The organism is Cellulomonas sp. P4_H4 (assembly GCF_056400865.1).
Map to the genome: position 1 here is coordinate 78,316 of NZ_JBFUKL010000002.1, position 23,850 is coordinate 102,165.

The window sequence follows — 23,850 nt, forward strand, 5'->3', positions numbered from 1 at the left end:
GGGTCAGGCGGGCGGGCGCTGCTTGGACGGGTCGACCGACTCGGCGAGCTCGCACGCGGCCACGGCGGCGCCGCCGGTCGACGAGGGCGACTGCGCCTCGACCGCGTCGTGCACGTGCTCGCCGGCGTCCCCGCGCAGGGTGCGCAGCGCGGCGAGCGTCGCGACGACGGCACACGCTGCGGCGACCACGACGACGAGGAACCCGGCGTGCGACCCGGCGGCGTCGATCCGCGCGCCGGCGATCGACGACCCGACCGAGACGCCGACGCCGAGCGACGTGCCCACCCAGGTCAGCCCCTCGGTCAGCCGCTCGCGGGGCACGAGCTCCTGCACCAGGCCGTTGCCGTTGATGAGGGTGGGCGCGATCGCGAACCCGACCACGAACATCACGGCGGCGAGCGCCACGAGCGACTGCACGAAGAAGAACGCGCAGACGCCGACGGCGAGCAGGACCATCCCGTTGGCGAACCGCAGGTACAGCGGCCGCTTCCACTGCCGCGTCCCGTACAGCAGCCCGGAGATCAACGAGCCGAGGGCGAAGACCGCGAGGATCACACCCGCGACACCCTTGCTCCCGGACTCGTCGGCGAAGGCGACCGTGGACACGTCGGTGGCGCCAAAGATCGCGCCCATCGCGACGAAGACGATCGCGAGCACCGCCATCCCGGGCCTGGCCAGGACGGACCCGCGCGGACGCGGGGAGCCGACGGGCGCGGACGGCGGCTCGGTCGTGCGCAGCGACAGGAACCAGTACCCGCCGGCGATCATGGCGAACAGCGGGACGACGAGGCCGGCGGTCGCCTGGACACCGGTCGCCAGGACGGTCGCGAGGACCGGCCCGACGACGAACACGAGCTCGTCGAGCGCGGACTCGAGGGAGTACGCGGTGTGCGTGCGGTGCGGGTCCTCGCCGAGCAGGGCGGTCCAGCGGGCCCGGACCAGCGACCCGAACGACCCGATCGCCGCTCCGGTGATGACCGCGCCGACGAAGAGGAACCCGGCCGGCGCCTCGACCAGAGCGGCCGTGATCAGCCAGGCCAGCCCGAACGCCGAGATCGCCACGGCAGGGCTCATGACGCGTGCCTGGCCGTGCCGGTCGACCAGCCGGGACAGCTGCGGCGAGCACACCGCCTGCGCGACGACGTAGACCGCGGAGACTGCACCGGCGAGCCCGTACGAGCCGTACAGCGCCGAGACCATGAGCACGATCCCGATGCCGACCATCGACATCGGGAGCCGGGCCAGGACGCCGGACGCGGAGAAGGCGAGGGCCCCGGGACGCGTCAGTACGTCACGGTACGGCGAGAGCATGGGGTCAGTGTCGCACCAGGGCTGGTCCCCGGCGCTCCGATGCCTCACCATCGAGGACATGACGGACGTGCAGGTCAGGGACTCTCCCGAGGAACATCGGTTCGAGGCTGTCTCGCCCGAGGGGGTGGTCGTCGGGTTCTCGATGTACGACACGATTGGTCGCACCGTCGTCTTCACGCACACCGAGGTGGACCCGCGGTTCGAGGGTCACGGGGTCGCGAGCACCCTCGTCCGGGCGGCCCTCGACGCGGTCAGGGAGAGCGGGCGCGACGTCGTCGCCTACTGCCCGTACGTCAAGGCGTGGCTCGCCCGGCACCCCGACTACCAGGACCTCGTGCGGCACGCCCCGAGCTGACGCCTTCGCCTGCGGCGCCGCGCATGGACGGTCTCTGGTGAAGGTCCCGCGCGTCGAGACCGTCACTTCCGGGTGAGACCGTCACTTGCACCTGCCGGTCTCGTCGCAACGTGACGGTCTCGGCGCCGCGCAGCGATGGTGGGCGTCCAGCCCGGCTAGGCGCTCAGAGCCGCCGAGACCACGTCCTTCGCCTCGGCCTGGACCTGGGCCAGGTGCTCGGCGGAGACGAACGACTCGGCGTAGATCTTGTAGACGTCCTCGGTGCCCGACGGGCGGGCCGCGAACCACGCGTTCTCCGTCGTCACCTTCAGGCCGCCGATCGACGCACCGTTGCCCGGCGCCTCGGTCAGCCGCGAGGTGATCTCCTCGCCCGCCAGCGTCGTCGCGGTGACCTGCGCAGGGGTGAGCGCCGCCAGCGTGGCCTTCTCCTCGCGGGACGCGACGGCGTCCACACGGGCGTACCAGGACTCGCCGAACTCGGCGACGAGCTCACGGTGGTGCACCGAGGGCGACCTGCCAGTCGTCGCGAGGATCTCGGACGCGAGCAGCGCGGGCAGCATGCCGTCCTTGTCGGTGGTCCACACGGTGCCGTCCTTGCGCAGGAACGATGCGCCCGCGGACTCCTCGCCACCGAACCCGACGGACCCGTCCACGAGCCCGGGCACGAACCACTTGAACCCGACGGGGACCTCGAGCAGCCGCGCACCGAGCTTGCCGGCGACGCGGTCGATCAGGCTGGACGAGACGAGCGTCTTGCCGATCGCCGTGCCGGCCTGCCAGCCGGGGCGCGCTCCGCCGTAGAGGTAGGAGATGGCGACCGCGAGGTAATGGTTCGGGTTCATCAGGCCGTCGGGCGTGACGATGCCGTGCCGGTCCGAGTCCGCGTCGTTGCCGGTCGCGATGTCGAACGGCGCCGGGTCGCCGGCCATGCGCGAGACCAGCGAGGCCATCGCGTACGGCGACGAGCAGTCCATCCGGATCTTGCCGTCCCAGTCGAGCGTCATGAACGCCCAGCGCGGGTCCACCGTCGGGTTCACGACGGTCAGGTCGAGGCCGTAGTGCTCGCCGATCGCCCCCCAGTACTCGACGGACGCGCCGCCCAGGGGATCCGCGCCGATGCGCACGCCGGCCGTCCGGATGGCCTCCATGTCGATGACGTTGGCCAGGTCCGCGACATAGGAGGAGAGGTAGTCGTGCCGCAGCGTCGTGTCGGCTGCGAGGGCCTTCTCGGCCGAGACGCGCGGGACGCTGCGGTAGCCGGACGCGAGGATCTCGTTCGCGCGGTCGGCGATCCAGCTCGTCGCGTCGGAGCCCGCGGGGCCGCCGTCCGGCGGGTTGTACTTGAAGCCGCCGTCACGCGGCGGGTTGTGCGACGGGGTCACGACGATGCCGTCGGCAAGCCCGGGACCGCGCGTCCTCACACCCTCGGAGGTGCCGGCGCCGTTGTGCCGGAGGATCGCGTGCGAGACGGCGGGGGTCGGTGTGTACGAGTCACGCGCGTCGATGTGTACTTCGACGCCGGCAGCCGCGAGCACCTCCAGTGCGGAACGCCAGGCCGGCTCCGACAACGCGTGCGTGTCACGACCGATGAACAGCGGGCCGTCGGTGCCCTGCCCTCGTCGGTACTCCACGATCGCGGCAGTGATCGCGACGATGTGGGCCTCGTTGAACGCGGTGTCGAGGGCCGACCCGCGGTGCCCGCTGGTACCGAACGCGACGCGCTGCGCAGGGTCGGACAGGTCGGGCTCTCGGTCGTAGTAAGCGCCGACGAGCGCGTCCAGATCGACGAGGTCGGACGGCTGGGCAGGTGTTCCGGCGCGCGGGTCCATGCGCCGATCCTCCCTCACGCGGGACCCGCGCGCACCCCCCGACCTGCGAGTACGTCCGGGGCCCGAGCCGCCCGGTAGCCTTGCCCGCATGGCCAAGAACTCGTCCGACTTCGTGCTGCGCCCGTTCGAGGGACTCCCCGGTGAGCCCGACTGGGTCGCGCTCAAGGAACTCGTCCCGGCGGCGACCGCGACCGCACGCACCACGAAGGCGCACGGCGCGGTCGACGTGCTGGTCACGACCGTGCTGCCCACGAGCTGGCCCGCGCTGCACCGCGCGGACGGCACGATCCTCCTGGCCCTGCAGACCGGCAGCAGCTCGGGCGACTCGAGCCGCGACCTCGCGCACGCCCTGCTCGAGGCCATCGACTCCGAGCCCGGCACCGCGATCGAGACGATCGGCCTGCCCGAGCCCGGCCCGCGGCTGCAGGACGTCCTGGACCCGACCGTGCCGTTCGTCGTGACGATCGAGGAGTCCTTCGGCTACTGGCTGGACCCCGAGACCGAGCGCACCGCCGACCTGGTCGCGGCGATCGAGGAGGCCGACGCCGGCATCATCGACACGCGAAAGCTCGACGCCGCTGACGCCGCCTACTGGTGCCGCATGGGCGCCCGCGAGTTCCTGCGCTGGGCGCAGCCGCATGACGAGCAGGTCGTCCTGGACGGGCTCGCGCGTCTGCACGGTGCCCGTGAGTCCGGCTTCGAGGGTGCGAAGTTCGTCGGCTACTTCCGGTCCAGCGGGCTCGTCGTCCCGGTGTGGGAGCTGGCCAAGGGCTCCGAGGCCGAGGACATCGAGGCGCCGCTCGCCGCGTTCAAGGACAAGTTCCTGGCTGCGATCGCCGACACCACGCCTCTCGACGCCAACGCGCGCCGTGCCCGCGCCGGCCTCGTCGCCCGCCAGGTGACCCTGCGCTGACCACCTCCGGGTGAACGGTTGTCCACCCACGCGCCCCGGTCCGGCTCGGGCGCGTAACGGTGGATAGGGTGAGTCATGTGATGCGCAAGCGGAGCAAGGCCGCCGACAGCCCGGCGGAGGCCGCTGCGCCGGCGCCGACGGACGTCGCCGCGAAGGGTCGAGCCGCTGACAGCCCGGCGGAGGCCGCTGCGCCGGCGCCGACGGACGTCGCCGCGAAGGGTCGAGCCGCTGACAGCCCGGCGGAGGCCGCTGCGCCGGCGCCGACGGACGTCGCCGCGAAGGGTCCAGCCGCCTCTGCGAAGGCGGCACGGACGGCGCCGGCAGATCCGGTGGACGAGGCCGTCGCGCCGATCGAGCCGGATCCCGCCCCCGCGCCCGCGGTCAGCACCGCCCCCGCCGTCAACGAAGCCCGCAAGGCCGCGACCGATGCCCGCAAGGCGGCGGCGCACAAGGCCCGCCAGCGGGTCGCGGTGATCATCCCGGCCAAGGACGAGTCCCGGCGGATCGCCGCGACGGTCCGGTCGGCTCGCGCGATCCCGCACGTCGACCTGGTGCTCGTCGTGGATGACGGCTCGGAGGACGACACCCAGCACGTGGCTCGAGAGGCCGGCGCTGTCGTCGTGCGGCACTCGCACAACCGGGGCAAGGCCGCCGCGATGGAGACGGGTGCGGCCGTGGTCGCGATGCGCGACGCCCCCGACCGTCAGCCGCGCATCCTCCTGTTCATCGACGGCGACCTCGGCGAGACCGCCGTGAACACGGCCCCGCTCGTGCCCCCGGTGTTCGAGGGGCACGCCGATCTTGCGATCGCGCTCCTGCCGCCGCAGCCGGGCGCGGGTGGCCGCGGCATCGTCGTCGGGGCGGCGCGGCGCGCGATCGCGTCGATGACGGGCTGGACCCCGACGCAGCCGTTGTCGGGCATGCGTTGCCTGACCCGTGCGGCGTTCGAGGCCGCGACGCCGCTCGCCCGCGGGTGGGGCGTCGAGACGGGGATGACGATCGACCTGCTCCGCGCGGGCTTCCGGGTGATCGAGGTGCCGTGCGAGCTGCGGCACCGTCCGTCGGGCAGCGACTTCAAGGGGCAGGTGCACCGCGCGGCGCAGTACCGGGACGTCCAGCTGGCCGTGAGCGCCCGCCGGGTCCGCCGGGCCGCGGGGGCCGTGAAGCGCGGGGTCACCCCGAGCCCGCGCCCACCGCAGACGCACCGCTGACGCGTCTCGGAGACCTCGGGGCCGGTCAGCTCGTCGACGCAGGCTCGACCGGTGCGGGCTGCGCCGGTGGGGCCGTGACCTCGTCGGGAAGCGTGCCCTCGGGAGCGCCCAGCCGCCACTGCGCGGCCGCGGCGACCAGGCAGGGCACCGCGAGCGCGATCCCGGTGGCCGGCACGACGATGCCGGAGTCGTTCATGAGGAAGCCGATGCCCAGTGCGGCGGCGATCGCGGCGACGGCCGGTCGCAGCAACGGCACCGCCTGACGCAGCCCGGCCATGGAACCGCCGGTGCCCATGAGCGAACCGCGCCGCGGACGCCCACCGGCGATCACGAGCCAGGTCAGGGCGACGCCGCCGATGGCGAGCACGAGATAGCGCCACGACGTGAGCACGCGCAGGTTCACGGAGATCTTGCGGCCGACGACGTCCCACAGGCCGCCGTCGAGCACGGTCGCGAAGAACCGCCCCAGGTGCGTGCGGTCGGCGGGCGGCCGGAGCCAGTCGAGCACGGCGAAGCCGCCGACCACGACGACGCCGATGAGGGCGATCAGGGCGAGGGCCTTCCAGTTCACCTTTCGGCCGCTGACGACGATCGTCAGCATCGCGAACGCGAGGATCAGTGCGGGCGGCCCGCCGAAGTCGCTGCCCAGGCCGGGTGTGCCGTCGACGACCACGAGCAGGAGGCCGAGCAGAGCGACCGACCAGGTCGCCAGGCGGCGTCGTCCCACACGCAGGAGCGGGTCCGCGATCGCGACGGCGAGCAGCAGGCCGCCGGCGGTGAGCAGCGCGAACGCCTGGTTGCTCATCCCGTAGAACCGGGCCGCCAGGATCCGGTGCGCGCCCATGGGGGAGTCGATGACGAGCGTCGAGCCGGTGCAGGCGTCGACGACGAGGACAGCCACGGTCACGAACGAGACGACGCCGGCAGGGCCGAGCAGGTTCCTGCGCCACGGCCCGACCAGGGCGGCGACGGTGATGAGGGCGATCCAGCCGAAGAGCGTCCACCAGAACATCGTCACGGGACGGTCGGCCCGCCACCACGGCACCACGTTGGTCAGGAACGACGCGACGGGCGCGGCCGCGAGCGCCAGCGCCGCGACCCACAGGACGCGCAGCGCGGGCCGCAGAGGTGAGGCGTCGGACCGGCCCTTGCGGGTCAGGATGATGGCCGCGGCGATGAAGAGGACCGCCTGGGCGAGGACGAGCCGGGTCGAGTACGCGGCGCTGACCCGGCTGATGAGCGACGCGTGGCGTTGGGTGTCGACGAGGTACGCGAGCCGGCCGGTCGCGGTCGCCGGGCCGCGGGTGGGCAGCATCTCCGCGCCGGTCAGCGAGGCCGAGGCGTCGTCGAGCCCGATGCCGTCCAGGAGCGTCGGCGTGACGTCGACGGACTGCACGAGACCCTTCTGCCGCGTCGACCCTGAGGTCAGCAGGTTCTCGGAGTACTCGGCGCCGTTCGGGGCGGCTCCCGTGGCTGCCGCGAGCTGGAGCGTCGCGCGCCCCGAGTCGGCGAGCGAGACGACCAGGACGGTCGCCCCCGACTTGCGCGCGCCCAGCAACGCGGCGCCGATCTTGTCGTCCATGGCCTGCACCTGCGAGACACGGGTGGGCTCTGCGATGGCGTCGGGACCGGAGACCTCGGGCTCGGGCTCGACGACGCCCGGCAGCTCGGGGTCGGGCAGCTCGGTGGGGACGGGCGCGCTGCGGGGCTTGGTCGCGTAGCCGGGATCGCGGATCGAACCCGCGTCGAGGACCACGAGCGTCGACGACGACAGCGCGTCGCGGACGGCCTTGGTGATGCCGGACGTGCTGGTGGGGACCATCCCGTGGGTGCCGACGACGGTCCCCGCGCTGTCGGCGAGCGCGATCGCGGCGCCCGGACCGAACCCGGACACGGGAACGTTCGCCTCAGCGAGGGTGTCGCCCAGCATCCCCGGCTCGGCGCGGTAGGTCTCGGCGTCCGCGGCCTCCAGGTAGTCCGTCCACCCCGGCACGGCGCCGTCCGCTCCCGGCTCTCGCAGCGTCCGGCACGTGCGGTCGGCGACGGGCACGTCGGCGGCGCGCGTACCGGTCGAGACGACGAGCCAGCCGTCGACCGGGCAGGAGCGTGCGGAGACGCTGCGGGCGGCGACCAGACCGATCGAGCCCACGCGGGACAGCCGCCACAGCGCAGGCGTCGTCAGCGTCGTCACGTCGTCCCAGCGGAGCCCGGTGATCCCGACGAGGAGCACCGGTGCTGCCGGTTCGGCGGACGTCGCGGGAGCGCTCGGCGACGGCGACGGCGCAGCCTGTGCGGGCACCGCGAGGGTGAGGGCTGCGACTCCGGCGACGACTGCGAGCGTGAGCACGGAGGCGAGGATCGAGACGAGCCGACGCGGCAGCAGGCGCCGGGGCGCGCGCGGGAGAACAGGGGTCGGCACCGTTCCAGCCTACGGGCGCACTACCCTCGACCCGGGCGACACCCGATCGATCCAGGCGGTATCGGTGCAGCGTGCACCACATCTGCACGACGTCGACACGGCACGCGAGCGACGAACGGAAGGACCACCCTGATGACGGACGGGCTGCGGCGGTACGCCTACCTCGGGCCGGCCGGCACGTTCACCGAGGCCGCACTGCGCCAGGTGGCCGCCGCCGACGAGAGCATCGACCTCCCGGTGTCCGACGTGGCCTCGGCGATCGAGGCCGTCCGCACCGGGGCTGCCGACTTCGCGGTCGTGGCGATCGAGAGCACGGTCGAGGGCGGGGTCACGGCGACGCTCGACAGCCTGGCCGCGGGCAAGCCGCTCGTGATCCTGCGCGAGGTGCTCGTTCCCGTGCAGTTCACGCTCGCCGCCGCGCCGGGGGTCACGCTCGCGGACGTGCGTCGGATCTCGGCGCACCCGCACGCGTGGGTCCAGTGCCGGCACTGGCTCACGGCACACCTGCCCGGCGTCGTCCACGTGCCCGCGACCTCGAACACCGCACCCGCCGCGCTGATCGCCGCGGGCGAGACGTCGCTCGGCTTCGACGCGGCCCTCGTACCGCCGGCCGCTGTCGACTCGTACGGCCTCGTCCCGCTCGCCGAGGGCATCGGGGACAACCCGTCCGCGCAGACCCGGTTCGTCGTCGTCGGCCACCCCGGCGACGTCCCTCCACCGAGCGGCGCGGACAAGACGACCCTCGTCGTCCACCTGCCCGACAACGAGGCCGGCGCCCTGCTCGCGATGCTGGAGCAGTTCGCGGTGCGCGGCGTGAACCTGTCCCGGATCGAGTCGCGCCCGATCGGCGACTCGCTGGGCCGGTACTCGTTCTCGATCGACGCCGAGGGCCACATCACCGACGAGCGCGTCGGCGAGGCCGTCATGGGCCTGCGTCGCCGGTGCCCGTACGTGCTGTTTCTCGGGTCCTACCCGCGGGCCGACGCCGTCGAGCCGACGGTGCACCTGGGCACGGCGGACGACGACTTCGTGCGTGCCCGTGCATGGCTGAACGCGCTGCGCGAGGGTACGACGACCTGACGGGACCGCGTGCGCTCAGAGCGCCGCGACCCGCACGACGAGGGCACCCGGGTCGACGCGTGCGCTGAGCTCGGACACCCGGCCGATCACGTCGCCGTCGACCTGCACGTGCTCGCCGCCCTGGACCACGAGCCGGACCTCCTGCGCGCGGGTGTGGTCGATGCGGCCGATCTTGGCGGGCAGGTCGTTGCGCACTCCGACGCCCTGCATCATCACCTCGCCCCACAGCTGCGCCCAGCCGGCGATGCCGGCCCGCGTGTCGATCGCGGCGATGTCGAGCCAGCCGTCGTCGAGGACCGCGTCGGGCAGCAGGGTGATGCCGCCGGGGAGCTTGCCGCAGTTGCCGATCAGGAGGCTGCGCAGGCGCGCGGACTTCATCGGCTGGTCGTCGATGCGCAGGTGCATGCGGGTCCGTCGACCGTGCAGGTGCTTGAAACCGGCGACGAAGTACGCGATCCAGCCGACGCGGGCCTTGAGGTGCTCGTCGGTGTCGGCCACCATCGCGGCGTCGAACCCGAGGCCGGCGATGACGAGGAACAGGTGGTCGCGCTGAGCCTCGTGGCGGTCGGGCGGCTCCGCGGCGTCGGCGACCGGGTCCTCGACCTCGGACTCCCAGCGCAGCACCTTCAGCCAGCCGACATCGATGGTGCGGTCGCGACCGTCCAGCGCGATCTGCATCGCGGCGAGGGGGTCGTTCAACGGGAGGTCCAGGTTGCGTGCCAGCAGGTTGCCCGTGCCCAGCGGCATCAGGCCCATCGGGATCCCCGTGCCCACGAGCCCTTCGGCGACCGCGCGCACGGTCCCGTCGCCGCCGATCGCGACGACGACGTCGGCGCCCTCAGCCACGGCCTTGCGGGTCTGCCCGACGCCGGGGTCCTCGATCGTCGTCTCGTACCAGAGGGGTGCGGGCATGCGGGTCGGGTGCTCGAGGGTGCGACGTTCGACCGCCGCCTTGAGCCGCGGGACGTCCGGCTTCGAGGGGTTGGCGACGAACGCCACGAGCTGCCCCTTCTCCTCGACATCGCGCGCGAGCTGCAGCGCCCGGCGGGCCGCACTCGCCCGAGGAGACTCGATCCGGCGGCGCAGCTCCTTCTTGCGGAGCCACAGGGCCAGCACGAGCAGGAGGCCCGAGAGCACGGCGACGCCGAGGCATGCGACGACCCACCCCTGCCACGTCATGGGCAGAATCTACGGCCCGGCACGTCGAATGCATCGACGGATGCTCGGCGGGCCGCCGACCAGTGGATGGCGTTCGGGGGCTTCCGGCGGGGTCGGTAGGGTCAGGGTGTGATCGATCTGCGGCTCCTGCGGGAGGATCCTGACGTCGTCCGAGCGAGCCAGGCGGCACGTGGCGACGACCCTCATCTGGTCGACCAGGTGCTCGACGCGGACGCGCGCCGACGTTCGGCGCTGACCGAGTTCGAGACCCTGCGCGCCGATCAGAAGTCCCTGGGCAAGCAGGTGGCCCAGGCGCAGGGCGACGACAAGCAGGCGCTGCTCGCGCGCGGCAAGCAGCTCGCCGAGCAGGTCAAGGCGCTGCAGGCCGACGCCGACACGGCCGAGGCGTTGGCCACCGAGCTGAGCCGGCGCATCTCGAACATCGTCGAGGACGGCGTGCCGGCGGGCGGCGAGGACGACTACGTCGTGCTCAAGCACGTCGGCGAGGGGCGCGACTTCACGGCCGAGTTCGGTGCGGACTTCGTCGTCAAGGACCACCTGGAGCTCGGTGAGGGCCTCGCGGCGATCGACACGGCGCGCGGCGCCAAGGTGTCCGGTGCGCGGTTCTACTACCTGACGGGGATCGGTGCGCGGCTCGAGCTGGCGCTGCTGAACGCGGCGGTGGACAAGGCGCTGAGCGCCGGGTTCACGCCCGTCATCACCCCGACCCTGGTCAAGCCCGAGGTCATGGCCGGCACGGGGTTCCTCGGCGCCCACGCGGACGAGATCTACCGGCTCGAGGCCGACGACCTGTACCTCGTCGGCACCAGCGAGGTCGCGCTGGCCGGCTACCACTCAGGCGAGATCCTGGACCTGTCGCAGGGGCCGAAGCGCTACGCCGGCTGGTCGGCCTGCTACCGGCGCGAGGCCGGCTCCTACGGCAAGGACACGCGAGGCATCATCCGCGTGCACCAGTTCCACAAGGTCGAGGCCTTCACGTACACGACCATCGAGGACGCGGCCGACGAGCACCGCCGCATCCTCGCGTGGGAGGAGGAGATGCTCGCCCTGGCCGAGCTGCCCTACCGCGTGATCGACACGGCGGCCGGCGACCTGGGCTCCAGCGCGGCGCGCAAGTTCGACTGCGAGGCCTGGCTGCCGAGCCAGCAGCGGTTCCTCGAGCTCACGTCGACGTCGAACTGCACGACGTTCCAGGCCCGCCGCCTGGGCATCCGCGAACGCACGGCGGACGGCACGATGCGGCCCGTCGCCACGCTCAACGGCACGCTGGCCACGACGCGCTGGCTGGTCGCCCTGCTCGAGAACCACCAGCTCGCGGACGGGTCGGTGCGCGTGCCCGTCGGTCTCCGCCCGTATCTCGGGGGCCTCGAGGTCATGGAGCCCGTGCGATGACCCCCCGGGCGACGCCGACCGGCCTCCTCGCGCTCGACGTCGACGGCACGCTGATGACGTACGACGGCGTGATCTCCCCGGAGGTCGTCGACGAGGTCGCCCGCCTGCGTGACGCAGGTGTGCACGTGGTCCTGGCGACCGGTCGGGGAGTGCACTCCGCGGTCCCGGTCGCCACCGAGCTCGGTCTGTCGCAGGGATGGGTCGTCTGCTCCAACGGGGCGGTCACGGCCCGGATCGACCCGTCGGCCGAGAACGGCTACGAGGTGACGCGGACGGTCACGTTCGACCCCGGTCCCGCGCTGCGCGCGATCGTCATGGAGCTGCCCGACGCGCTCTACGCGGTCGAGGACCTGGGCGTCGGGTTCCGGGTGTCGGGCGACTTCCCCGACGGCGAGCTGTCGGGCGAGCTGGAGCGGGTCTCGTTCGAGGAGCTCGCCGCCACGCCGGCCACCCGCGTGGTCATCCGTGCACCCGGCAGCAGCCCGGACGACTTCCACGCGGTCGTCGCTCGCGTCGGGCTCCACGAGGTCGAGTACGCGGTCGGCTGGAGCGCGTGGCTGGACCTGACCCCGGGTGGCGTCTCCAAGGCGAGCGCGCTGGAGGAGATCCGCCAGGACCTCGGCGTCGAGCCTCACCACACGGTCGCGATCGGCGACGGCAGCAACGACATCCAGATGCTGCGGTGGGCGGCCCGCGGCGTCGCCATGGGGCACGCCCCCGAGTCCACTCGCCTGGCTGCGGACGAGGTCACGGGGAGCATCGACGACGACGGCGCGCTCGCGGTGCTGCGCAGTCTGGTCTCCTGACGGGTGCGGCGACCCAGGTTGACGGTCTGACCTAGCCTGGGCCGGTGCCCGCCCCGCTGCTCTTCGCGCTGTCCGGGCTGACGCAGTACGTCGGTGCTGCCGTCGCCGTGCGCGTGTTCGGCACCCTGACCCCCGCGACGGTCGCCTGGCTCCGCGTCACCGTGTCCGCCCTCGTGCTCCTGGTGTGGCGTCGGCCGTGGCGGACGGCCGGGCTGTGGTCCTGGCCCGCACTGCGCACCGCGATCGTCTTCGGCATCGTGCTCGCTGCGATGAACGTGACCTTCTACATCGCGATCGACCACCTGCCGCTGGGCACGGCCGTCGCGATCGAGTTCCTCGGACCGGTCGCCGTGGCCGCTCTCACCGGTCGAGGATGGCGGGACCGCGTCGGCATCGGGGTCGCGGCGCTCGGGGTGGTGCTGCTGGCAGGCGTCTCGCTGAACACCGGCTCCGACGGGGCTGTCGTGGGCCTGGTCGCGATCTTCCTCGCGGCGGCATGCTGGGCGGCGTACATCCTGCTGGGTCGGCGCGTGGCGCGCGGCCGGGCGGGCGGGGTGACCGGGCTGTCCGTCGCGATGGCCGCGGGCGCGGTCGTGTTCGCCCCGTTCCTCGCGTCGGGCGCCGTCCCCGTGCTGCACGACTGGCAGCTCGCCCTGCTCGTCGTCGCGATCGCGGTGTGCTCGTCGGTGATCCCCTACGCGATCGAGCAGGTGGTCCTGCGTCGCGTGCGGGCCGCCACGTTCGCGGTGCTGCTCGCGATGCTCCCGGCCATGGCGGCCCTCGTCGGTGCCGTCGCCCTGCGGCAGGTGCCGCACGGGCTGGAGGTCGTCGGCCTCCTTCTCGTCTCGGGCGCGATCGTCCTGACGGGTCTCGACCACGAGGACGAGATCACCGACGAGGCCCCACCGCCCGCCTGACGCCGCGGGTTCTAGAGGTACTGGCCCGTCGACGCGCGCGGGTCGTCCTCGGTCGGGAGTGACATCCCGGGCTGGCCGGGCTGGCCGTGCCCCGGGGGCAGGGCGCGACGCGGGCCGCCGACCTGGACCTGGGAACCCATCTGCTGCACGACGAGTGCGGCCTGGATGCCGTGGAACAGGCCCTCGAGCCAGCCGACCAGCTGTGCCTGGGCGATCCGGAGCTCGGCGTCGGAGGGCGCCTGGTCGTCGACGAAGGGGAGCGTGATGCGGTGCAGCTCCTCGACGAGCTCGGGCGAGAGCCCTTCCTCGAGCTCGGCGAGCGAGCGTTCGTGGATCTCGGCCAGGCGGATACGGGCCGCGTCGTCGAGCGGTGCGCTGCGGACCTCGTCGAGCAGCTGCTTGATCATCGTGCCGATGCGCATCACCTTGGCGGGCTGCTCGACGAGCGAGCTGATGTCCTCGGCAGCCTCGTCCGGTTCCGGCCCGTCCTGCGGGCTCACGACGACGACGCGGGGGGTCTGGGACTCGCTCTCGCTCATCTGCGCATTCTGTCCGACGAACCTGGATCCGCCCACAGATCCACCGCTCCGGGTCGTTGCTGACACCGATCCGCCCGCCCTGTGGTCGTCGTCGGAACAATTTCTCCATCATCGTTATGGTTACCCGCATGGCCTGGCTGACTACTCCTGCTCATGCGCGTTGGCTCGAGGACGAGACCGACCGCCTCCTCGACTTCGGACGGCGCAGCGTCGTTCCCGGTGGGTTCGCCCGGCAGGACGAGTCAGGTGAACCGGTCGACGGGGCGCTCGAGCTGTGGATCGCGTGCCGGATGACGCACGTGTACGCGATCGGGCACCTGCTGGGTCGGCCGGGTTCGGCGGCCTTGGTGGACCACGGGCTGGACGCGTTGCGTGGTGCGTTCCACGACGACGAGCACGGCGGCTGGTTCGCGGAGGTCTCGCGCGACGGAACGCCGGTGGACACCGAGAAGGCGGCCTACCCGCACGCGTTCGTGATCCTGGCGACGTCCAGCGCGACGGCCGCGGGCCGCCCGGGTGCCCGCGAGCTGCTCGAGGAGGCGTTGACGGTCTCCGAGTCGCACTTCTGGGACGACGCCGCGGGTCTGTCGGTCGAGCAGTGGGACCGCACGTTCACCACGCTGGACGGCTACCGCGGTGTCAACGCCAACATGCACACCGTGGAGGCCTACCTCGCCGCGGCGGACGTCACGGGCAAGCGCATCTGGCTCGACCGTGCGCTGCGGATCATCGAGACGGTCGTGCACGGCTTCGCCGCCGGCAACCAGTGGCGCATCCCGGAGCACTTCGACGCGTCGTGGAACCCGGACCTCGACTACAACATCGACGAACCGGCGCACCCGTTCCGCCCGTACGGCGCGACGATCGGGCACTGGTTGGAGTGGTCGCGGCTCACGCTGCACGCGCGCGCCGCGGTCACCGCGCACGGCGACGTGGCCCCGGCCTGGATGCTCACCGACGCGACCGCGCTGTTCGACGCGGCCGTCGCCGAGGGCTGGGACGTCGACGGTGCACCCGGGTTCGTCTACACGGTCGACTGGTCCGGCAAGCCGGTCGTGCGCGAGCGGATGCACTGGGTCGCGGCCGAGGCCGTCGGTGCTGCTGCCGCGCTGCACGCCGCGACCGGCGAGGCAAGGTTCGACGACGCGTACACGCAGTGGTGGGAGTACATCGGCGCGCACCACCTCGACCGGGTCGGTGGCTCGTGGTGGCACGAGCTGGGCACGGACAACGAGGTGTCCCGGACCGTGTGGGCCGGCAAGGCGGACCTCTACCACGCGGTCCAGGCCACGCTCATCCCGCGCCTGCCGCTGACCCCGGTGATCGTCCCGGCCCTCGCCGCGGGCCTCCTGGACTAGCCAGACCACGCAAGCGTCCGCACTGGTGGGTTCGAGGAGCTCACGAGTGCGGACGTTCCGTGTGTCAGGGGATCAGGAGGACCTTGCCGAAGGCGTCGCCCGACTCGAGGAGGCGGTGAGCCTCTGCCGCCTCGGTGAACGGGACGCGGGCGTGCACCACGGGGCGCACCGTGCCGTCCTCGACGAAGGGCCACACGTGCCGCAGGACGCCGTCGATGATCGCCACCCTCTGCTCGAGCGGCCTCGACCGCAGCAGGCTCCCGAGGACCGCGGCGCGCTTGGCCATCAGGACGGACAGGTCGATCTCGCCGCGACGACCCTTCTGCAGCCCGATGACCAGCAGGCGGCCGCCGTCGGCGAGCATCGCGAGGTTCTCCGCGAGACCACCGGCGCCGAGCACGTCGAGGATGACGTCGACGCCCTGGCCATCGGTCGCCGCAAGGACCCGGTCGGTCAGTCCGGGGAGCCGGTGGTCGAACGACGACGACGCACCGAGCGGTCCGAGCCGTGCCGTCCGTGCCGGTCCGCCGGCCGTCGCCAGGACCCGCGTGCCCAGGGCGTGCGCGATCTGCACCGCGAGCGACCCGACCCCGCCGGACCCGCCGCGCACCAGCAGCGTCTCGCCGGGGGAGAGGCGGGCGGCCCGCAGGTTGGACCAGACGGTCGCGACGCCCTCAGGGAGTGCCGCAGCGTCGATCGTCGAGACGCCGTCGGGCACCGGCAGCGCCAGACCGGCCGGCACGGCGACGCGCTCGGCGTACCCGCCACCGGGCAGCAGCGCGGCCACCTGGTCGCCGACCCGCCAGCCGTCCTTGGCGACGCCTGCGCCGATCGCGACGACCGTGCCCGACACCTCGAGGCCGGGCCACGGCGGTGCGCCGGGCGGCGGCGGGTACTGTCCCTGCCGCTGGAGCAGGTCGGCACGGTTGACACCAGCGGCTGCGACCTCGACTGTCAGGTCGTGCGGTCCGGGCTCCGGTTCGGGCACGTCGTGGACGGCCAGGACCTCGGGTCCGCCGGCTTCGGTGATCACGACCGCACGCACGTCCGCACACTAACCCGCTGTAGCAGCCCTGCACTTCGGCGTACCGACCGCTAGGTCCCGATCCCTCGTCTCGACCCTTGGAACGACCTGTTAGCACAGTCGACCCGCAGTTCGGGAACAACATCACGTATCCCGGTGGGTGACGTCCGTGGCAAACTCTGGCCGCGGGCTAATGGTCCGGCGTCCAAGAGCCGATGAAAGCCAACGGGACTCCTCGTGGGTCGACAGACGCTTGACCGGATCGACCTGGTGGCAACACCCGTTGTCGGAAGACGGAAGGAACGACATGCTGCGACGGCTCGGCATCCGCGCCAAAGTGATGGCTGTCCTTGCCGTCCCCATGCTCATCATCTTCGCCACCGGTGCGTACATCTCGTTCCAGGCGCTCAAGGATCTCCGTTACGCGAACGCCGCTGCCGGAGTCGTCGAGACCCTGCAGGTCTACGCCCCGCTGTCGCGATCCCTCGAGGCCGAGCGGACGCTGTCCCTCACGGGCGGCACCGAAGAGCAGATCGCCGAGGCGCGCAAGACCACGGACGCGGCCCTCGCCGCGGTCAAGCCACTGACCGCCGCACTCGACTTCGACCAGTTCCCCGAGGCTGTCGTCAACGAGTTCGAGGAAGTCCAGCTGGCGCACAACACTCTGCTGCCCGCAGTCCGCACGCTCGTCGACATCGACTCGCAGCGCGCGGTCATCATGCGCAGCTACGCGGACATCATCACCGGTCAGATCAAGCTCATGGAGCAGGTCTCCAACAGCCTCCAGGACCGTGACCTCGCCGGCTACATCACGGCCTACCGCGAGGTGGCCGACGCGTCGGACAACCTCGTCGGTGAGCTCATCGACGGTGTCGGCGTCCTCGCGACCGCCGGCACCAACCCGTCGATGATCCGTGCGTACAGCACGCAGGCCGCGGCGACCGAGCTGGCCCGTTCCCGTGCTCGTGTCGGCGTCGACTCGCTCAACGTCGCCGAGCTCGAGCTGCCGACCAAGGACCCGACCTCCAACTTCACGCGAATGCGCGCCATCCTCGCGGAGGGTGACGCGACCAAGTTCGGCCAGGTCGACCCGAAGATGTTCGCCCAGGAGATCCAGGACCAGACGACGAACCTGTCGACGCTGAACGACGAGATCCTGGCCCAGGCCTCGGACGTCGCCGACCAGCTCGTGACCGACGCCCGGACCCAGACGATCATCACGATCGGCCTGGCCCTGGCCGCCGCCGGCATCTCGCTGTTCTTCGCCCTCATCGTCGCCCGCGCCATCATCGTCCCGCTGCGTCGCCTGACCGTCGCTGCCGGTGAGGTCCGCGAGCAGCTCCCGCGCCTCGTCGAGCAGGTGGCGGTGCCTGGTGAGGGCCCGGAGATCACGCTCCCGCCCATCCCGGTGACGTCTCGCGACGAGGTCGGCCAGCTGGCCGCCGCGTTCAACTCGGTCAACCAGACGACCGTGCAGGTCGCCCAGGAGCAGGCCGCACTTCGTGGCTCGATCGCTGAGATGTTCGTCAACGTCGCCCGTCGCGACCAGGTCCTCCTGAACCGCCAGCTGTCGTTCATCGACTCCCTCGAGCGCGCCGAGGAGGACCCCAGCACGCTGGCCAACCTCTTCCGCCTCGACCACCTCGCCACCCGCATGCGCCGTAACGCGGAGTCTCTCCTCGTGCTCGCCGGCATCGACTCCGGCCGGCGCCTGCGCGACGCGATGCCGCTGTCGGACGTCGTGCGTACGGCCTCCTCGGAGATCGAGCAGTACGACCGCATCGAGCTCGACCTGCAGGTCGACCCGCACATGCACGGCTTCAACGCCCTGGGCGCGGCGCACATGCTCGCCGAGCTGCTCGAGAACGCGACCGTCTTCTCCGAGCCGGAGACGCCTGTCACGGTGACCACCGGTGTCTCGGGCCAGTACGTCGTGGTCCGGATCCAGGACCACGGCCTGGGCATGAGCGAGGTCGAGCTCGAGGCCGCGAACACGAAGATCGCCTCGACGTCCGCCAGCGACTCGCTCGGTAACCAGCGCCTCGGCCTCTTCGTCGTCGGCCGCATCGCCCAGCGCCTGGGCGCCGAGGTCAAGCTGCTCAAGGCGTCGAACGGCACCGGCACCGAGACGATCGTGCGTTTCCCCGCGACGCTGTTCGTCGCGACCGAGACCAACCTGTACGGCAGCGGTGCACCCGCAGCGCTCGCCGCACCTCGCGTCGACCCGGGCATGCCCCAGATCGAGGCGCCGGTCGTCCAGGAGGTCGACCTCGCCGCGCTCACCGACGGCCAGACCTCCCTCGGCCTGCCGAAGCGTCGCAGCCGCGACGACGACGCATCGGTCGACGAGGGCCCGATCCCGGTCACCGAGATCCAGCCCAGCGCCACGCTGCCCTCGCGCTCCAGGAAGACGTTCGACGAGGACAACCTCGTCCTGCCCGAGGCCCCCGACGGCAACATCGCGCCCGAGCTCTCCGCGGCCGCGTTCGGCTCCGACTGGACCCCGCCGACCGCCGCCCCCCTCGGTGGTGGCCTGCCCAGCCGCAGCCGCGCGTCGACGCCGGCCTGGGCCACGCCCGAGGAGCCGACGACGACCAGCGCGTCGGCCGCCCCGGCGCCCGCAGCTCGTGCCGGTCTGTTCTCCGGCTTCCGTGGCCGCACCCCGGAGCAGGCTGCGGCAGACGCCGCCGCCGAGGGCTCCGAGGTCCAGTCGAACGTCCGCGCCCCGTGGATGTTGGCCGGAGCCCACACGGCGCCCGTCGAGCCGATGGTCATCCCTCAGCTCGCCGACGACGTCGAGCAGTCGTGGGAGGCGCGGGAGGCCGAGAACCGCGAAGCAGCGTCGATGGAGGCTGCCGCCGAGATCGCGCTCGCCGAGAACCTGACCCAGGGTGACGACGTCGCCGTCTTCGAGCCGGACCCGTCGTGGGCCCCGCCGAGCGCGGAGGACACCCCCACCTGGGAGCCGACCCCCGCGTGGGAGACGCCCGTCGCCGAGGCCGAGCAGGCCCCGGCCTGGGAGGCGCCCGCGACCTGGGACGCGCCCGTCGCGGAGGACGCTGCCGCTTGGGCACCGCCCGTCGTCGAGGACGCTGCCGCTTGGGCGCCGCCCGTCGTGGAGGACGCCGCCGCTTGGGCACCGCCCGTCGTGGAGGACACCGCCGAGACCGTCGAGTGGCAGGCGCCCGTCGCCGAGGCACCCGTCGCGGAGCCGACGCCCGCCTGGCAGGAGCCCGCCGCCGAGGCCGACGACGCACCCGTCTGGGAGCCGACGCCCGCTTGGGAGGCCCCGGCCGCCGAGGCAGCTGCCACGGCCGAGGAGCCCGTCTGGGAGCCGACGCCCGCCTGGGACCTCGCCGCAACCACCGAGTCCGCACCCGCGCTCGACGTCCGGCCGACCGCTGAGGTCGACCCGGCAGCCGAGGCTCCGGCCTGGGAGGCGCCCGTCGTCGACACCCACGCCTGGGACCTTGCGGTCGCCGAGGAGCCCGCCTGGTCTCCGGTCGCCGCGAACCAGTCGCCGGCAGAGCCTGAGGTTCTGCCTGAGCCCGAGGCAGTCGTCGAGGAGATCGTCGAGGCTCCGGTAGCCGAGGTCGCCGAGGCGGAGGCCGAGCCGGTCGCTGCTGCGCCCGTCGCTCCCGCGCAGAGCTTCACCAACTACAGCGGCTACGCGGGCTGGGCCGCACCTGCGACCACCGAGGCCTACGTGCCGTTCGAGCGCACGCTCGACGAGGCACGGGCCTGGCACACAGGCGCCATGCCGGTCGTGCCGCAGCCCGTCGCGGCCGAGCCTGTCGCCGAACCGGTCGCCGAGGCACCTCAGGACGCATGGCCGACGCCCGTCTGGGAGAACGCCGCAGCGCCCGTCGCCGAGGTCGAGCCCGAGGTCGTCGTCGACGAGATCGATGAGCCTGTGTGGGCCCCGGTCGTCGTCGACGAGATCGAGGAGCCCGCCTGGGCCCCGGTCGCCGTCGAGGACGTCTCCGCGCCGGTCGACGAGACCGCGCCCGTCTGGTCCGCCCCCGAGCAGGACGCACCGGCCTGGCCGACGTTCGCGGAGGCGCACCCTGAGGTCGAGTCGCCGACTCAGATGTTCACGCCGATCGAGGCCGCCGAGGCGGTCACGGTCGCCGAGCAGCCTGCCTTCGAGCCGACGTCGTTCGCGCCGACCTACGAGGAGCCGTACGCGCCGTCGTTCGACCAGCAGCCGGCTCCGGCCGCCGAGGCCGCCCCGTTCGTCGAGGCTGCCCCCGTCGCCCCGGCTCCGGCCTGGGCACCCGAGGCATTCGCTGCCGCGGCAACGCCCGCTCCGCAGGCCGCCTTCGGCGAGCTGGTCCAGCCGACCGCGACCGAGGACTCGAAGGGTCGTCGCCGCTGGGGTCTGTTCGGTCGCAAGAAGGCCGCCGACACCCCCGTCGTCACGGAGACCGTCGCCGCGGCGCCGGTCGCCTACGAGGCACCGGCCAGCCAGGTCGCTCCGGTCCGGACGTCGGCATGGACTGCCGAGGCGCCCGCCGCCGCGCCCCAGCCCGAGCCGCAGTCGTGGATGGCCTCGCAGTCGTGGAACGCCCCGGCACCCGCGCAGCCTGCGTTCCCCGTCGCCCAGTCCGCTCCGGTCGCCCCGGCGTCCGTCCAGCCCGCAGCTCCCGAGCAGCAGGCCGGCGGCTCCTGGTCGCCGCCCGACTGGAACTCGCGCTCGAACCCCGCGCCGAACGCGACGGTCCCGCAGCCCGCGCTGCCGCCGTCGGTGGCGCCGAGGATCGGCACGCTGGACGACGAGGTGGCCGCGATGCTCGCGCTGCGCTCGGACATCCAGGAGCAGGCACTCTCCGAGCTCTCGCAGCTGTCGGCCTACCGGCCTGCCGCGTCGGGTGGCTCCGCGGAGCGACTGACCAAGCGTGTCGCCCAAGCTGTCCCGGCGTCGACGATCGCCGAGGATGATGGGAAGCCCGTGCAGCGAGACGCGGACCAGCTCCGCTCGCGCCTGTCCAGCTTCCAGTCCGGGACGTCACGTGGCCGCCAGGAGTCGGACGACCCGACCGGCCAGAACGGCGCGAGCTGATGACCCACAGGTTCTGTGCAGAACTCCCCCCAACCGTCGTCCCCGTCCTGGTGACGTCTGACCCCGCAGTCGTCGACTGCACCAGCAAGGAGGAAGTGTGACCGCGCTCAGCACCGAGGCAGCCAACTTCGGCTGGCTCCTGGACAACTTTGTCCGGACCGTGCCCGGCACTCGCCACACACTCGTGGTGTCTGCGGACGGTCTTCTCATGGCGATGTCCGAGCAGCTCGACCGCACCAGCGGCGACCAGCTCGCGGCCATCGTCTCCGGGATGTCGAGTCTTACCCGTGGCGCATCGCGCCAGCTTCGTGCGGGGGAGGTGCGTCAGGCGATCATCGAGATGGACAGCTTGTTCCTCTTCCTCATGAGCGTCTCGAACGGCTCCGTCCTCGCCGTGGTCGCCGAGGCGTCCTGCGACGTGGGCCTCATCGGCTACGAGATGGCGATGCTCGTGTCTCGCACCGAGGCGACGCTCACCCCGCAGCTCATCTCCGAGATGCGTGGCCAGCTCCCCGTCGACGGCGCCACGCGCGCTCCCGTGGCCTGAGCCGCGGGGATCCCACGACGATGAGCGAGCACATCGAGTACGAGGCCAGAACGGTCCGGCCCTACGCCGTGACCGGTGGTCGCGTGCGCTCGGCGCGCTCCGACCTGCCTCTCGAGGCACTGGTCGAGGCGATGCCTGGCGCCGTCGCCAGCCAGGGTCTGCCGCCTGAGAAGCGCGCGATCCTGCAACACGCAGCGTCGAACTACATCTCGGTCGCCGAGCTGTCGGCCCTGCTCCACCTTCCGCTCGGCGTGATCCGGATCCTCGTGTCCGACCTCGCGGAGCAGCAGTTCGTGCGCGTGCACACCTCTCAGCCGGTCGAGGTCAACACCGGTGAGTCCCCTGCCCTGTCCCTCAGCGTGCTGGAGAGTGTTCTCAATGGCATTTCCGCCCTCTGACGCCGCTGTGGCCGCTCCGGCGGGCACGGCAGGAAGCGTCGCACCCACCGTCGTCAAGATCGTCGTCGCGGGCGGCTTCGCCGTCGGCAAGACGACGTTCATCGGTTCCATCTCGGACATCGAGCCGCTCAACACCGAGGCCGCGATGACCGAGCACTCGGTCGGCGTCGACGACGCCGGCGGTGTGTCGGACCGCAAGACCACCACCACGGTCGCCATGGACTTCGGTCGCATCGCGCTCCCGGGTTCGCTCTGGCTCTACCTGTTCGGCACCCCTGGCCAGGACCGGTTCCTGTTCATGTGGGACGACCTGGTCCGCGGCGCCATCGGTGCCGTCGTCCTCGTCGACACCGACCGGCTCGACCAGTGCTTCCCGGCCGTGGACTACTTCGAGAGCCGCGGCATCCCGTTCGTCGTCGGCGTGAACTGCTTCGACGGCGTCGCCAAGCACCAGCTCGACGACGTCCGTGACGCCCTGGCGATCCCGGCCCACGTGCCGGTGCTCTACACGGACGCCCGGTCTCGTGCCGCGACCAAGCAGGCCCTGATCTCGCTGGTGCAGCTCGCGATGGAGCGTCTGCGCAGCCGGTGACGACCTGAGGTTCCACCTCGACGGCGGCCGATCCCTCCAGGGGGGTCGGCCGCAGTCGTCTGCGCACCCGTGAGGAGGGTCCTGGCCGGTGCAGATGCGCCATCATGTGGGGGTGTCCGACACATCCGTCCCCTCGCCGCGCCCCGGCGGAGACGACGACCAGGGCACGCAGCTCCCTCAGCAGCGTGCGTTGGGCACCCCGCGGCCCGGGAGTCCTGCCGACGACGGGCCGCAGGTCGACGCGGACGAGTCAGCGGCTGAGGCCCCCGCGTCCGAGCCGTCCCCGGTGGACGACGATCCCCTCACCCCTGCGCCGGTGGACGACGCGGCGTCTCGTCCGACGCCGGTGATCGCGGAACCGCGCCCGGCCCCCGACGACGAGGCCGACCCGCTCACGCCGAGGATCGCCGACCCGCGCCCTGCGCCCGACGACGCACCCGCTGCGCGCGCGTCCGTCGAGCGCGCGCGGGAGACCAGGTCCACCGCACGCGTCTACGCGGACGGCTCGGCGCTCGCGCAGTACGTCGGCGACGCGGACTGTCACGACGAGTGGGTCGCCTGGGCTGCGGGCAACGAGTCGGGCCTGGTGACGACGCCGCTCGGGCTCACGGAGCTGCGCCGGTTCGCGCTGCCGGGCGGCATCGAGGCACGGGGGGTCGCGCACGAGGTCGAGCAGCGCATCGAGGTGGTCCGGTTCTCCGACCAGACGCTGCGGGCCGCCACGAAGGTCTCCGGGGTGCTGCCGCCGTTCATCGCGCTGCACATCGGGGCGGCGTTGGTGCACCCGGGGGTGATCGCGGTGGCGACGTACGAGACCCAACTCGCCCGGGTCGCGGCGCTGCACGGTCTGATGGTCGTGTCGCCGGGACGTGCCCCGTTCTGGTGGGAGCACGAGGGCTGAGCCCGCGACCTGCGGTG

Annotated in this window: 19 protein-coding genes; 13 read left to right on the forward strand and 6 right to left on the reverse strand. The window is 72.5% G+C overall.

The genetic code is table 11. The annotated features are described in order from the left end of the window. Nucleotides 1-3 precede the first annotated feature (3 nt). Nucleotides 4-1,311 (reverse strand): MFS transporter, encoded by a 1,308-nt coding sequence (locus AC1DPN_RS06645; RefSeq protein WP_477083949.1) that lies wholly within the window; start codon nt 1,309-1,311, stop codon nt 4-6. Nucleotides 1,312-1,369: 58 nt separating this feature from the next. Here AC1DPN_RS06645 and AC1DPN_RS06650 point away from each other — a divergent pair, with 58 nt between their 5' ends. After that, complete coding sequence (locus AC1DPN_RS06650) at nt 1,370-1,666, forward strand: GNAT family N-acetyltransferase (protein ID WP_477083950.1); 297 nt, start codon at nt 1,370-1,372, stop codon at nt 1,664-1,666. A 155-nt stretch (nt 1,667-1,821) separates the two neighbouring features. Here the strand turns inward: AC1DPN_RS06650 and pgm are convergent, their stop codons facing one another. Then, complete coding sequence (pgm, locus tag AC1DPN_RS06655; protein ID WP_477083951.1) at nt 1,822-3,495, reverse strand: phosphoglucomutase (alpha-D-glucose-1,6-bisphosphate-dependent); 1,674 nt, start codon at nt 3,493-3,495, stop codon at nt 1,822-1,824. An 88-nt stretch (nt 3,496-3,583) separates the two neighbouring features. On the opposite strand from pgm, the gene AC1DPN_RS06660 reads away from it, so the two are divergent. Both AC1DPN_RS06660 and AC1DPN_RS06665 read left to right on the forward strand, forming a co-directional pair. Next, nucleotides 3,584-4,408 (forward strand): DUF5926 family protein, encoded by an 825-nt coding sequence (locus AC1DPN_RS06660; RefSeq protein ID WP_477083952.1) that lies wholly within the window; start codon nt 3,584-3,586, stop codon nt 4,406-4,408. Nucleotides 4,409-4,878: 470 nt separating this feature from the next. Continuing rightward, the gene (locus AC1DPN_RS06665; protein WP_477084580.1) at nt 4,879-5,619 is read left to right on the forward strand and encodes a glycosyltransferase family 2 protein; all 741 of its coding nucleotides are present in this window, start codon (nt 4,879-4,881) and stop codon (nt 5,617-5,619) included. 25 nt (nt 5,620-5,644) lie between these two features. Here AC1DPN_RS06665 and AC1DPN_RS06670 read toward each other — a convergent pair whose 3' ends face one another. After that, on the reverse strand, nt 5,645-8,038 hold the full coding sequence (locus AC1DPN_RS06670) for a hypothetical protein (protein WP_477083953.1): 2,394 nt from the start codon (nt 8,036-8,038) through the stop codon (nt 5,645-5,647). A gap of 132 nt (nt 8,039-8,170) precedes the next feature. Here AC1DPN_RS06670 and pheA point away from each other — a divergent pair, with 132 nt between their 5' ends. Next, nucleotides 8,171-9,118: a prephenate dehydratase gene (gene pheA, locus AC1DPN_RS06675; protein ID WP_477083954.1), complete on the forward strand. Its 948-nt coding sequence runs from the start codon at nt 8,171-8,173 to the stop codon at nt 9,116-9,118. Nucleotides 9,119-9,133: 15 nt separating this feature from the next. On the opposite strand, the gene AC1DPN_RS06680 is transcribed toward pheA, so the two are convergent. After that, nucleotides 9,134-10,297, reverse strand: coding sequence for a diacylglycerol/lipid kinase family protein (locus AC1DPN_RS06680; RefSeq protein WP_477083955.1), 1,164 nt, complete (start codon nt 10,295-10,297; stop codon nt 9,134-9,136). 108 nt (nt 10,298-10,405) lie between these two features. On the opposite strand from AC1DPN_RS06680, the gene serS reads away from it, so the two are divergent. The 3 genes from serS to AC1DPN_RS06695 are packed head-to-tail and all read left to right on the forward strand — an operon-like array spanning nt 10,406 to nt 13,412. Beyond that, nucleotides 10,406-11,689, forward strand: a complete 1,284-nt coding sequence (gene serS, locus AC1DPN_RS06685; protein ID WP_477083956.1) for a serine--tRNA ligase — start codon at nt 10,406-10,408, stop codon at nt 11,687-11,689. Then, nucleotides 11,686-12,495 carry an HAD family hydrolase gene (locus AC1DPN_RS06690; protein ID WP_477083957.1) on the forward strand — a complete coding sequence of 270 codons (810 nt, stop codon included), beginning with the start codon at nt 11,686-11,688 and terminating at the stop codon, nt 12,493-12,495. Before serS ends, AC1DPN_RS06690 begins: the two co-directional genes overlap by 4 nt. Before the next feature lie 44 nt (nt 12,496-12,539). After that, nucleotides 12,540-13,412 (forward strand): EamA family transporter, encoded by an 873-nt coding sequence (locus AC1DPN_RS06695; protein WP_477083958.1) that lies wholly within the window; start codon nt 12,540-12,542, stop codon nt 13,410-13,412. 11 nt (nt 13,413-13,423) lie between these two features. Here the strand turns inward: AC1DPN_RS06695 and AC1DPN_RS06700 are convergent, their stop codons facing one another. After that, on the reverse strand, nt 13,424-13,951 hold the full coding sequence (locus tag AC1DPN_RS06700; RefSeq protein ID WP_477083959.1) for a bacterial proteasome activator family protein: 528 nt from the start codon (nt 13,949-13,951) through the stop codon (nt 13,424-13,426). A 128-nt stretch (nt 13,952-14,079) separates the two neighbouring features. Here AC1DPN_RS06700 and AC1DPN_RS06705 point away from each other — a divergent pair, with 128 nt between their 5' ends. Continuing rightward, complete coding sequence (locus AC1DPN_RS06705) at nt 14,080-15,309, forward strand: AGE family epimerase/isomerase (RefSeq protein WP_477083960.1); 1,230 nt, start codon at nt 14,080-14,082, stop codon at nt 15,307-15,309. A gap of 64 nt (nt 15,310-15,373) precedes the next feature. On the opposite strand, the gene AC1DPN_RS06710 is transcribed toward AC1DPN_RS06705, so the two are convergent. Further along, nucleotides 15,374-16,354, reverse strand: a complete 981-nt coding sequence (locus AC1DPN_RS06710) for an NAD(P)H-quinone oxidoreductase (RefSeq protein WP_477083961.1) — start codon at nt 16,352-16,354, stop codon at nt 15,374-15,376. 286 nt (nt 16,355-16,640) lie between these two features. Between AC1DPN_RS06710 and AC1DPN_RS06715 the strand changes: the two genes are divergently transcribed. The 5 genes from AC1DPN_RS06715 to AC1DPN_RS06735 all read left to right on the forward strand — a co-directional run bounded on the left by AC1DPN_RS06715 (nt 16,641) and on the right by AC1DPN_RS06735 (nt 23,833). Continuing rightward, the gene (locus AC1DPN_RS06715) at nt 16,641-21,395 is read left to right on the forward strand and encodes an ATP-binding protein (protein WP_477083962.1); all 4,755 of its coding nucleotides are present in this window, start codon (nt 16,641-16,643) and stop codon (nt 21,393-21,395) included. 97 nt (nt 21,396-21,492) lie between these two features. Then, complete coding sequence (locus AC1DPN_RS06720) at nt 21,493-21,942, forward strand: roadblock/LC7 domain-containing protein (protein WP_477083963.1); 450 nt, start codon at nt 21,493-21,495, stop codon at nt 21,940-21,942. Nucleotides 21,943-21,962: 20 nt separating this feature from the next. Beyond that, a complete protein-coding gene (locus tag AC1DPN_RS06725; RefSeq protein ID WP_477083964.1) occupies nt 21,963-22,340 on the forward strand; it encodes a DUF742 domain-containing protein in 378 nt (125 codons plus the stop codon). Beyond that, complete coding sequence (locus tag AC1DPN_RS06730; RefSeq protein WP_028046055.1) at nt 22,321-22,932, forward strand: GTP-binding protein; 612 nt, start codon at nt 22,321-22,323, stop codon at nt 22,930-22,932. Before AC1DPN_RS06725 ends, AC1DPN_RS06730 begins: the two co-directional genes overlap by 20 nt. Before the next feature lie 112 nt (nt 22,933-23,044). Next, nucleotides 23,045-23,833, forward strand: a complete 789-nt coding sequence (locus AC1DPN_RS06735) for a hypothetical protein (protein WP_477083965.1) — start codon at nt 23,045-23,047, stop codon at nt 23,831-23,833. Nucleotides 23,834-23,850: the final 17 nt, after the last annotated feature.